Annotated in this window: 12 protein-coding genes and 1 pseudogene; 4 read left to right on the top strand and 9 right to left on the bottom strand. The window is 72.4% G+C overall.

Annotated elements, in window-relative coordinates:
• Both KUG39_RS17370 and KUG39_RS14505 read left to right on the top strand, forming a co-directional pair.
• Positions 1–112 (top strand): annotated as a pseudogene (locus tag KUG39_RS17370) (Crp/Fnr family transcriptional regulator); the annotation flags it as partial.
• A gap of 50 nt (positions 113–162) precedes the next feature.
• Positions 163–306, top strand: coding sequence for a hypothetical protein (locus tag KUG39_RS14505; protein ID WP_190612590.1), 144 nt, complete (start codon positions 163–165; stop codon positions 304–306).
• A gap of 42 nt (positions 307–348) precedes the next feature.
• Here the strand turns inward: KUG39_RS14505 and KUG39_RS14500 are convergent, their stop codons facing one another.
• From KUG39_RS14500 to KUG39_RS14485, 4 genes are all read right to left on the bottom strand, one after another.
• On the bottom strand, positions 349–1,857 hold the full coding sequence (locus KUG39_RS14500; RefSeq protein WP_190612608.1) for an ABC transporter permease: 1,509 nt from the start codon (positions 1,855–1,857) through the stop codon (positions 349–351).
• 62 nt (positions 1,858–1,919) lie between these two features.
• Positions 1,920–3,011, bottom strand: coding sequence for an extracellular solute-binding protein (locus tag KUG39_RS14495; protein WP_216915828.1), 1,092 nt, complete (start codon positions 3,009–3,011; stop codon positions 1,920–1,922).
• A 99-nt stretch (positions 3,012–3,110) separates the two neighbouring features.
• Positions 3,111–3,254, bottom strand: coding sequence for a hypothetical protein (locus KUG39_RS14490; protein WP_190612594.1), 144 nt, complete (start codon positions 3,252–3,254; stop codon positions 3,111–3,113).
• Positions 3,255–3,339: 85 nt separating this feature from the next.
• Complete coding sequence (locus KUG39_RS14485; protein WP_286191217.1) at positions 3,340–4,518, bottom strand: CobW family GTP-binding protein; 1,179 nt, start codon at positions 4,516–4,518, stop codon at positions 3,340–3,342.
• 94 nt (positions 4,519–4,612) lie between these two features.
• On the opposite strand from KUG39_RS14485, the gene KUG39_RS14480 reads away from it, so the two are divergent.
• Positions 4,613–5,020 carry a tellurite resistance TerB family protein gene (locus KUG39_RS14480; RefSeq protein ID WP_190612595.1) on the top strand — a complete coding sequence of 136 codons (408 nt, stop codon included), beginning with the start codon at positions 4,613–4,615 and terminating at the stop codon, positions 5,018–5,020.
• A gap of 10 nt (positions 5,021–5,030) precedes the next feature.
• Here KUG39_RS14480 and KUG39_RS14475 read toward each other — a convergent pair whose 3' ends face one another.
• The 5 genes from KUG39_RS14475 to KUG39_RS14455 are packed head-to-tail and all read right to left on the bottom strand — an operon-like array spanning position 5,031 to position 8,982.
• The gene (locus KUG39_RS14475) at positions 5,031–5,432 is read right to left on the bottom strand and encodes a Fur family transcriptional regulator (protein ID WP_216915826.1); all 402 of its coding nucleotides are present in this window, start codon (positions 5,430–5,432) and stop codon (positions 5,031–5,033) included.
• A 10-nt stretch (positions 5,433–5,442) separates the two neighbouring features.
• Positions 5,443–6,813, bottom strand: coding sequence for an Ig-like domain-containing domain (locus KUG39_RS14470; protein ID WP_216915824.1), 1,371 nt, complete (start codon positions 6,811–6,813; stop codon positions 5,443–5,445).
• Positions 6,810–7,517: a TIGR03943 family putative permease subunit gene (locus KUG39_RS14465; RefSeq protein ID WP_190612599.1), complete on the bottom strand. Its 708-nt coding sequence runs from the start codon at positions 7,515–7,517 to the stop codon at positions 6,810–6,812. The genes KUG39_RS14470 and KUG39_RS14465 overlap by 4 nt, the downstream gene beginning before the upstream one ends.
• Complete coding sequence (locus tag KUG39_RS14460) at positions 7,514–8,482, bottom strand: permease (RefSeq protein WP_216915822.1); 969 nt, start codon at positions 8,480–8,482, stop codon at positions 7,514–7,516. The genes KUG39_RS14465 and KUG39_RS14460 overlap by 4 nt, the downstream gene beginning before the upstream one ends.
• A complete protein-coding gene (locus tag KUG39_RS14455) occupies positions 8,479–8,982 on the bottom strand; it encodes a 6-carboxytetrahydropterin synthase (protein WP_216915820.1) in 504 nt (167 codons plus the stop codon). The genes KUG39_RS14460 and KUG39_RS14455 overlap by 4 nt, the downstream gene beginning before the upstream one ends.
• Positions 8,983–9,081: 99 nt before the next feature.
• Between KUG39_RS14455 and hisIE the strand changes: the two genes are divergently transcribed.
• Positions 9,082–9,744, top strand: coding sequence for a bifunctional phosphoribosyl-AMP cyclohydrolase/phosphoribosyl-ATP diphosphatase HisIE (hisIE, locus tag KUG39_RS14450; protein WP_216915830.1), 663 nt, complete (start codon positions 9,082–9,084; stop codon positions 9,742–9,744).
• The last annotated feature ends 168 nt before the right edge of the window (positions 9,745–9,912 follow it).

Here is a 9,912-nt window from a genome sequence, read left to right as displayed (position 1 = left end):
CACCCGGCTGATCTCCCGCATCCGGGCCGCCGACCTGATGCAGGTCCCCAGCGGCGAGACCAGCCTGCGCCTGGCACCGGCCCTGGTCGACGGCGCTCCCCTGGCGGCCTGACGCCCCCTGCTTTCAGCTTTCTCCTTTCTCCTCCCTTTCCCTTCGCCCCCATGGCCCCCTCCCTCGGCAGCCTTCCCGACGTCCCCGCTCCGATCAGCGTCCGCGGTCCCCAGCCCCAGGCCAAGAAGAAGGGCTGCCGCCAGAAGAAATGCTCCAAATGGAAAGGCGGCAAGTGCTGCTGCGGCCGCGACTGAGATCGCGCGGAACCCTGGGCTCCGGTCCGGCCGGGGCCCGCTTCACTCGCCCCGGCCCTGGCGCTCGAGGCTCGGCATCAGGGCGATCGAGGCGGCCAGCCCCAGCACCAGGATCAGCAGCGCCGGAATCAGGGCCGCCCCCACCCGTTCGTCACTGGCGTACTGGTAGACACGCACCGAAAGGGTGTCGAAGTCAAACGGGCGCAGGGAGAAGGTGAGGGGCAGCTCCTTCACCACGTCGACGAAGACGAGCAGCGACCCCACCAGCAGCGGACCGCGCAGCAGCGGCAGGTGGACACGGCGCAGCACCGCCAGCCAGCCGCAGCCCAGGCTGGTGGCCGATTCGTCCAGGCTGGGGGGAATGTGCTCGAACGAGGCGTCGAGTCCCTGCTTGGAAACGGCCATGAAGCGGTCGGCGTAGCCCCAGAGCAGCAGCAGCAGGGGGCTGAGCTGCAGCGGCCCGCCGATCAGCATCAGGGCCAGGGCCAGCACGGTGCCCGGCACGGCGTAGCCCATGCCGGCGAAGAAGGTGAGCCGCCCCAGCAGCCGGTTGGCCAGCCAGCGGCGGCTGATGGCCAGCACCAGGGCCGCCGCCACGGTGACCACGGTGGCGACGAGGGCCAGCCCCAGGCTTCGCAGCGTCAGGGCCAGCAGATCCTCGAGCGGATCGCTCTGCAGGTGGTCGCGGCTCGCCACCAGCCAGGTGAGGGGAAGCCCCAGGCTCACCAGGGGCGGCAGCACGGAGAGCAGTTGGGCCAGCAGGCGGCGCCATCCCTGCAGCGGCCACTGCAGCGCGCCGGCACCGTCCTGGCCGATGTTCCAGCGGCGGCTGCGCTGGCGCATCCAGCGTTCGGCCCCCACCAGCAGGCTGACCAGCACCAGGGCGATCAGGGCCAGTCCCACCGCCCCCGGCAGGTCGCCCTCGGCCTGCCAGCGCTGCAGGATCCCCCGCGAGAGGGTGGGCACCCCCAGCAGCTCCACGGCGCCGAGTTCATTGACCACCTCCATGCCGCCGAGGGCGACACCGGCACCGATGGAGGGCAGCGCCAGGGGCAGGGCGACCCGCCGGAAGCTGCCCCAGGGGCCCACCCCCAGGCTGCGGCAGGCCTCCAGCTGGCGCTGCCCACTGCCCGAGAAACTCTCGGTGGAGAGCAGGAAGACGTAGCTATAGGTGGTGAGGCTGAGCAGCAGCACGGCCCAGCCGATGCCGTGCACGCGGAAGCCCCAGCGGCTGCCGAGGTCGACCAGCACGGCGGCGAGCACGAAGGCCGGAGCCGCCAGGGGCAGCACCTGGGCCAGCCGCAGCCAGCGGCGTCCCGGGAAGCGGCAGCAGGCGGTGAGCCAGCCGTTGGCGGTGCCGAGCAGGGCCGCGATCAGTCCGACGCCCAGCACCAGCACCAGGGTGTTGCTCAGCTGCTCAAGGCCTTCGGCCCCCAGCCAGAGGCCGCCGGAGCCGGCATCGCGAAGGGCGAAGCCGGCCAGGGCCAGGAACGGCAGCACCGCCAGGGCGCAGACCAGCAGGACGGCCGCCGCGAGGGAAGCCCGCCGCATCGGCGGAGCTGTCCGGGGGGCTGGTGCCCGCTCCGCCGTTGCCGCTGTCGCCATCCGGTGTCCTATTTCCAGCCGTTCGATTCCATCATCCGGGTGGCCGCCCGGCTCCTGGATCCGATCTGCTCCACCGAGACGCCATCGGCCCGGAAGCTGCCGAACCGTTTCAGGATCGGGTTATCCCCGAAGCCCTTGAGCGGGTATTCGTTGTTGGCTTCGGCGTAGCCGCGGCCGCCGGTGGGGGAGGCCAGGAACTCGATCAGCCGGGTCGCCGCCTGGGGATTTCTGGCGTGGCGGGTGACGCCGGCGCCGGTGATGTTGACGTGGGAGGGATTGAGGTAGACCACCCTCAGGCGTTCGGCCAGCTGCTTGTCCTGGGCGCCGCCTTCACCGGAGAGCATGCGGGCGATGTAGTAGGTGTTCACCACCCCCACGCCGCACTCGCCCCGGGCGACGGCCCGGGCCAGGGGGGTGTCGGAGGTGAAGAAGGGCTGGCTGACGTTGGCCACCATGCCGCGGATCCAGGTGCGGGTGGCGGCATCACCCCGCAGGATCATCTGGCTGGCCACCAGGGACTGGTTGTAGGGGCTCTTGCGCTCCCGCAGGCAGAGCTTGCCCTTGAGGGCCGGCTTGGCCAGATCGGCGTAGGTGCGGATCGTGGCGGGATTCACCAGCTTCGGGTTGACGACCACGGCCCGCACCCGGCGGGTGAGGCCATACCAGCGGCCCTGGGAATCCCGCAGGTTGGCGGGCACGTCCCGCTGCAGGGCCGCCGAACGGGTGGGCCGGAACAGGCCCTGGTCGGTGGCGGCATCGAGGCGGGCGGCATCGACGAGCACGAGCACATCGGCGGGGCTGTTCTTGCCCTCACTCTTGAGGCGCTCCAGCAGGGCGTCGTCCTTGGCTTCCAGCACGTTCACCTTGATGCCGGTGCGGGCGGTGAACTGGCGGTAGAGCTCCTTGTCGGTGTTGTAGTGGCGACCGGAGTAGACCCCGATGGTGGTGCCGGCCTGGGCGACGGCGGGAGCCTGGGTCTGCGACTGGCCGATGGCCGGCAAAGATCCGCCGCCGAAGACGGCGAGCAGGGCTGCGGCCAGGGCCGCGGATCCGCCGACAGGCAGCAGCAGGCGACGACGGAGGAACCTGGACGAGGGCATCGGGAAGAACGGGTGTCTGCCCGGACCCTATGAAGGCTCCGAAGGGGTGGTCGGCACAAACGACGCGAAGCCAGGTATCAATGCTTACGCGCGCTTCGCTCAGTAGGAGCTGGAGCGGCGCACCGGGATGAGGGCGGGCTGCATCAGGCCGCCGCCGCCGTTGTCGTCGTCGGAATCCATCGCCATCCACAGCACCAGACCGAGAAGGGCGAGAACGCCCGTCATCAGGAGGAACTCGGTCATGGGAGCAGTACGTAGAGCGTCACCCTAGCGGCGCCAGCCGGTGGTTCCGTAGTGGATGCAGCACAACGGGACGGCGGTTTGCCGATCAGGCGAAGCCCTTGCCGGACGCGCCGGCCACGCAGGCCTGGAGCTGCTGGCGCAGGCGCTGGTGGTCGAGATCCTTGCCGATCAGCACCAGCTGGTTCTTGCGCTCCCCCGGCCAGTCGCTGTCGTCGATGGAGAAGCGTTTGCCCGCCAGGTGGAACACGTGGCGGCGCTCGCTTTCGTTGAACCAGAGGATGCCCTTGGCCCGGAAGACCCCCGCCGGCATCTGGTTGTCGAGGAAATTCTGGAACTTGCGCAGGGAGAGGGGGCCGTCGCTGCTGAAGGACAGGGAGGTGAACCCCTCAATGGCCTGGTGGTCGGCATGACCGCCATGGTCATGGTCGTGGCCATGGTGATGGCCGTGATCGTGACCTGCCTCCGTTTCGTGCTCGCAGTGGCCGTGGTCGTGGTCGCAGTGGCTGTGGTCCTCGGCGCCGTGGTCGTGATGGGTGCCGTGGTCATGGCCGTGGTGGTCGCCGGCGCCGGGAGCCTGCTGCTGGGCCACCACCTTGTCGCTCTCGAACAGGCCCACGCTCAGCAGCAGGGCCAGGGGCACCTCGCCCTTCACCGAGCGCAGGATGCGGGCCTCGCTCTTGATCGCCCGCAGCTCGGCCTCCAGCCGCTCGAGCCGCTCCTCGCTGACCAGGTCGCACTTGTTGAGCAGGATCATGTCGCCGTAGACGATCTGGGAGCGGCCCACCTCCCCCTGCAGCGTCTCGGCGCCGAAGTTCTCCGCGTCCACCAGGGTGATGATCGAATCGAGCCGGGTGAGGTCGCGCAGGTCGCTGCCGAGGAAGGTCATGGCCACGGGCAGCGGATCGGCCAGGCCGGTGGTCTCGACCACCAGGTAGTCGACGGGGTCGGGGCGCTCCAGCACCCGGTAGACGGCCTCCAGCAGTTCGCCGTTGATCGAGCAGCAGATGCAGCCGTTGCTCAGCTCCACCATATCGTCGCCGGTGGCGACGATCAGTTCGTTGTCGATGCCGATCTCGCCGAACTCATTGACCAGCACGGCGGTCTTGACCCCCTCCTGGTTGCTGAGGATGTGGTTGAGCAGGGTGGTCTTTCCCGCTCCGAGGAAGCCCGTGAGGATCGTCACCGGCACGGAGATGGGCCGGGCCTCGGCGGCCGCCTCGGTGGCCGCACCTGGGGTCGGGGCGTCCAGTTTCGTGCTGGTCATGGCCGGAAGGGGAACCGCTGTGGTGATTCTGCCGGCGCGCTCACCCCACCAGTGCCGCCGCGGCTGCTGGAATGGCGGTCTCCGTACCTGGCCCATGAACTCCAGTGAAGCGTTCGCCGCCATCGGCCTTGCCGCCGTGGCCTGCGATGGCGCCCTCGACGGTGACGAGGCCGCCCTGCTGCGCCAGCAGCTGGAGCTGCGCTCGCCCTACGGCAACCTCGGCGAAGCGGTGATGGGGGCGATGTTCGACGGCCTGCTGGGGCGCCTGCGCAACGGCGGCTGGGAACAGCTGCTGGTGGAGGCCGCGCCGGTGCTGAGCGAACCCCAGCAGGAGACGGCCTATGCGATGGCGGCCCTGCTGGTGTACGCCAACCGCAGCCTCAAGCCGGTGGAGCAGGCGATGCTGCAGCGGCTGGGGGAACTGATCAGCGTGCCGGCGGAGCGCTGCAGCCAGATCCTCGATGTGATGGCGGTGCTGCACCGCGACAGCCTCCGGGCCTGATCGGCCGGCCTCAGGACCGGGCGCCCCGGCAGCGGCCGCACAGCCCGAAGAACTCGAGGGTGTGATACATCGGCAGGAAGTCGCCCAGGTCCTCCCCCGGCAGGTGCAGGCCGTGCACCGGGCACTGGGGCAGCACCATGGTGGTGCCGCAGTCGACGCAGGTGAGGTGGTGCTCGTCCCGCTCGGTCGGGGCGTAGAGGGCTTCGCCGCTGGGCAGGTGGCGGCAGCGCACCAGGCCCCGCTGCTGCAGCTGGCGCAGGTGGCGGTAGACGGTGGCCAGGCCCATGGCGGAGGGGCCACCCCGCAGCCGGGCATGGAGGTCCTGGCCGCTCAGTTCGCCGTCGGCATCGCGCAGTTCCGCCAGCAGGGAGGCCTGGCGCGGCGGCAGATCGGGGGCGGTGGGGGCCTGCATGGTTCCGTTTCTACCCTGCCGGCAGCCAGATGGCCTGGAGGGCCTCCTGGGGCAGGGGCTGGAGAGTGAGGCTGGAGGCCTCGATCAGCACCGCCCGGGGGGGCGCCGGCGGTGCGCCGCGCAGCTCCCCCAGGGGGCGGAGCACCAGCGCCAGCCGGTCGCTGGTGGGGTCGTAGCTGAGGCCGGTGCCGGGTTCGAGTTCCCAGCCGGCCAGGCGCCGCGAGGCCAGCACGGTGCCGCGCCGGTCGAGGGTCACCAGGGTGAGGACGGGCCGGCCCACCCCTTCGATCAGCAGGGCCCAGATCCGCTCGCCGCCGCGGCTGCAGGCCGTGGCCGCCAGGGCCTGGGGGCCGAGCCAGAGCTGGCGCGGGGCCACGCCCGGCTCCACCAGCTCCAGGGAGCGGCGGAAATCGGGCCAGTGGCGCACCAGCAGGGCCCGCCCCGCCCGGGGACAGAAGCTGCTCAGGTCGCGGCTGCCGGGCAGGGTCTGGCGGCGGGGCGGCCGGGGGGGCAGGTCGCGCAGGCTGAGGCCGTCGATCTCCGGCACCACCAGGGCGCCCCCCTCGGGCAGCAGCCGCACGGCGCCGCTGGCCTCCAGCGGCAGCACCCGGGGGCCGCCCCGGGCGGGCCAGAGGCTGATGCTCACCTGGTCGGGCTGCTCACCGCCGGCCTGCACCAGCAGGTCGCCGCGGCGGTTGCCGCTGATGTGGGCGAAGACCATCTCGCCGGCGCCGATGGCCTCGGGGGCACCGGCCTGCACGGGCGACGCTGACGCCGGACGCCCGCGGCCCAGGGGGCGCAGGGGCTGCTGGCGCAGCGGCAGCCGCCAGACACGGAAGCGGCCGTTTTCGGAGCGCGACACCACGGCCACGGCCTCGCCACCGCCGAGCGGTTCGACCATGGTGATGCGCGGCCAGACCGGCGAGATCGGCCGCCAGCGGCCGTCGTGCTCCCGCACCTGCAGCTGCTCGCCGCTGCCCGCCGGCACCACCGCCAGCAGCCGGGGGCGCGGATCCCACTGCCAGCGCTGGGGGGCCAGGGCCAGGCCGCGGCGATCGCGGCCGGCCAGCTGCAGCTGCAGGGGGGAGCTGATCCGCTGGTCGGGGGAGAGGTTCAGCAGCAGGGTGTCGCCGTCGCCGAGCCAGCGGTGGGCCAGGGGCGGGTTGAGGGTGCTGGCGGCCTGGAGGCTGGCCGGGTCCATGGGCCGGCTGAAGCGGGCCTGCAGGGCGGCGGGACCGGAGCTGGCGGCCACCGGCGTCAGCCGCTCGAGCCGGGGCGGGTGGTTCAGCAGCAGCTGCTGCTGGACGAGGGCCAGCAGCCCTGCCAGGGCCAGGGTGAGCGGCAGGGGGCCGGCACCGGGGAGGCGGGAGAGCGGGCTCATGGTTCCAGGGGCCGGGCGGGCCGGGGGATCGGCCGGATGCGGCTGGGAACCACCTCCAGCCGCTCGCCGCCGCCGGGGGCGGGTTTGAGGCCCATCACCCCGTCGATGGCCAGCCACTGGTCGGCGGGGAAGGGGGCCTGGCCGGCGGGCCAGTGGACGGGCAGCCCCACCGGGGAGGCATCGGCCAGGCAGCAGCGCACCAGCAGCCGGGCCAGCTGGGGCGATTCGCCCTCCATCGGCAGCACGAAGCCGCTGATGCGCACCGGATCGCCGGCAAACAATTTGGGGTCGGGCTGGCTGCGCAGCAGCCGCACCCAGTCGGTGAGGCTGCGCTGGGCGGGCGGCAACACGAAGCTGAGCTCGCTTTCGGCGGTCTCGTCGCGGGGGCGCTGGCCGGCCAGGTCGGCGAAGGAGGGGGCCGGCGGCAGCAGCAGCACCAGCAGGGCGATGGCGGCGGTGAGCAGCAGGGTGCGGGCCTGGCGCCGGTCGCCCCGCTCCTGCCGGCCGGGCCCGAAGGCCAGGCGCAGCTGCAGCAGGGCCACGAGCAGCAGCAGCAGGCCGGCCAGGGCCACCAGGGGGTGGAACACGGCCCGCAGGAGCAGGTCGAGGCGGCCGTCGACGCTGCTGACAAGCATCACCAGGGCCCAGAGGCCGAGGCTGGCGGCGCGCCAGAGGGCGGCCCGCTGCAGGAGGGGGGGAGTCACAGGCGCCACAGGTTCACCCACTGGCCGATCAGCAGCACCATCAGGGCGGCCCCGGCGGTGGTGAGCACCAGGCCGCGGGGGCGGAACAGCAGCCCGAGCAGGCTGACCAGCTTGAGGTCGATCACCGGGCCCAGGAGCAGGAAGGCGAGCAGGGCCCCGGGGGTGACCTGGGCGGCGAAGCTGAGGGCCAGGAACGCATCCACGCTCGAGCACACCGACACCACCAGGGCCAGCAGCATCAGGGCCAGGATCGAGAGGGTGGGGGCGCCGCCCACCGCCAGCAGCCAGCTGCGGGGCACGAAGGATTGCACCAGGGCGGCGATGACGCTGCCCATCACCAGCAGCAGGGCCAGGTAGAGGAACTCCTGGCTGGCGTGCTTCATCAGCTCGGCCAGGGGCGGCCGGACTGGGGCGGTGTCGGCGCTGAGGGCCGACGGTGGCGGGGCGCCCACCAGGCCGCTGGAGCGCTCCAGCAGCCCCACCGCCGCCAGGGGCTGGTGCAGGCGCCGCTCGGCCAGCAGGTCGGCCTGGAGCAGCTGGGTTTCGGGTACCAGGCCCAGCAGCAGGGCCAGGCCCACGGCCACGACAACGGCGCCCAGGGGGCGGGCCAGCAGCAGCCAGGGCTGGTCGGGGAAGGCCGCCCAGGTGCTGGCGATCACGATCGGGTTGAGCACGGGGGCGGCGAACAGGAAGCCGAGGCCGGCGCCGAGGGGCGCGCCGCCGCTGAGCATGCGGCGGGCCACCGGCACGTTGCCGCATTCGCAGGCCGGCAGGGCGAAGCCGAGGGCGGCGCCGGTGAGCGGACCCAGCAGGGGGTGGGACGGCAGCCGCCGCAGCCAGCGCCCCCCCGGGGCGAACCAGCGGGCGCCGGCGGAGATCAGCACGCCGATCAGCAGGAAGGGCAGCGCCTCGATCAGCAGCCCCTGGAACAGGGCCCAGGCGGTGGCCAGACGGGTGAGGATCACGGCGCCGGCCAGGGCTCCGGGCTGGTGGTGGCGCCGGCTTCGAACCAGTCGGGGATGGCGGTGAAGCGGGCGGCGTTGGCCTCGTTCTCGCGGGCCTCGACGCGCCAGCAGCAGCTGCGGCCGCCGTCGCGGGGGTGGAGCAGCGCGTTGGCCCAGCCCCAGGCCAGCTCGGCACTGGCCTCCATGCCCACGTTGGCCATCACCCGCAGGTCGAGGGCGCCCTGCTCATGCAGGGTCTGCCACTGGGCCAGCAGGGGGTCGTCGTGGTTGACCAGGAAGGTGTGGTCGAACTGCTGCTCGAGGCGGGCCCGCAGGGGCTGGAGGCTGGAGAAATCGACCACGAAGCCGTGGAGGTCGAGGTGGTGGGCGGCGAACCAGAAGGTGAAGCTGCGGCTGTAGCCGTGCACGAAACGGCAGTGGCCCGGGTGGCGCCACTGGCGATGGCAGCAGGGGAAGCCGCCGTAGCTCTTGCTGCAGGTGTGGGCCGCGGGGGTGGACATGGGGGAGGATCACTGCAGCTGACGTCGCGTCCCGTGGGGGCTCCATCCGCCGCTTCCCCTGGATCCTGTCACCCGCCGTCGCCCGGCGGGGGGGCGGCGCTGGCGGGCCCGGAGCTGATCGCCACGCTGCGCTTCGACGGGACGGGGCTGATCCCGGCGGTGGCCCAGGACTGGCTGGACGGGGCGGTGCTGATGGTGGCCTGGATGAACCGGGAGGCGATCGAGCGCAGCCTGGCCACGGGCGAGGTGCACTACTGGAGCCGCTCGCGGCAGGAGCTGTGGCACAAGGGGGCCACCAGCGGCCATTTCCAAAAATTGAGGGGGCTCCGCTACGACTGCGACGCCGACGTGCTGCTCCTGACGATCGAGCAGGTGGGCCAGGTGGCCTGCCACACCGGCGCCCGCAGCTGCTTCTACGAGGAAGGTGCGGAGGCGACAGCCGGCGGCCCGGACGCCCTGCCGCCGCCGGCGGATGTGTGCACCGAGCTGGCGCGGGTGATCAATGGCCGCCGGGAGCGGCCGGAGCCTGGCAGCTACACCAACAAGCTGCTGGAGGGGGGCGACAACCGCATCCTCAAGAAGATCGGCGAGGAGAGCGCCGAATTCGTGATGGCCTGCAAGGACGACGACCCGGCAGCGATCGCCGGCGAGGCGGCCGATCTGATTTTTCATGTGCAGGTGGCCCTGGCCCACCACGGCGTCGACTGGCGCCGGGTGCAGGAGGTGCTGGCCGAGCGGCGCGGGGCGCCCAGGCGGGAATGAGCCGGCTGCAGCGCGAACTGGCCTGCCGGCGGCGGCTGGGCGATGGATCGGGCGAACGCTGGCTGTGGGCCCTGGGCTCGAGCCTGCCCTGGGTGGGGCTGGCGGTGCTGCTGCTGCACGCCCTGACGCGCCGCACGATCACACCGTTTCTCTATGGCCTGACGGCGC

It is taken from the genome of Synechococcus sp. CCAP 1479/10 (assembly GCF_019038515.1).
In the GTDB taxonomy this organism is placed as follows: Bacteria; Cyanobacteriota; Cyanobacteriia; order PCC-6307; family Cyanobiaceae; genus Cyanobium.
The sequence above is the reverse complement of the archived record's forward strand: the minus strand, read 5'-3'. Positions and strand labels throughout refer to the sequence as shown.

Bases quoted from the DNA above. Each gene is read 5' to 3' on its own strand.
- KUG39_RS14505 (WP_190612590.1), top strand. From the start codon at position 163: ATGGCCCCCTCCCTCGGCAGCCTTCCCGACGTCCCCGCTCCGATCAGC.
- KUG39_RS14500 (WP_190612608.1), bottom strand. From the start codon at position 1,857: ATGCGGCGGGCTTCCCTCGCGGCGGCCGTCCTGCTGGTCTGCGCCCTG.
- KUG39_RS14495 (WP_216915828.1), bottom strand. From the start codon at position 3,011: ATGCCCTCGTCCAGGTTCCTCCGTCGTCGCCTGCTGCTGCCTGTCGGC.
- KUG39_RS14490 (WP_190612594.1), bottom strand. From the start codon at position 3,254: ATGACCGAGTTCCTCCTGATGACGGGCGTTCTCGCCCTTCTCGGTCTG.
- KUG39_RS14485 (WP_286191217.1), bottom strand. From the start codon at position 4,518: ATGACCAGCACGAAACTGGACGCCCCGACCCCAGGTGCGGCCACCGAG.
- KUG39_RS14480 (WP_190612595.1), top strand. From the start codon at position 4,613: ATGAACTCCAGTGAAGCGTTCGCCGCCATCGGCCTTGCCGCCGTGGCC.
- KUG39_RS14475 (WP_216915826.1), bottom strand. From the start codon at position 5,432: ATGCAGGCCCCCACCGCCCCCGATCTGCCGCCGCGCCAGGCCTCCCTG.
- KUG39_RS14470 (WP_216915824.1), bottom strand. From the start codon at position 6,813: ATGAGCCCGCTCTCCCGCCTCCCCGGTGCCGGCCCCCTGCCGCTCACC.
- KUG39_RS14455 (WP_216915820.1), bottom strand. From the start codon at position 8,982: ATGTCCACCCCCGCGGCCCACACCTGCAGCAAGAGCTACGGCGGCTTC.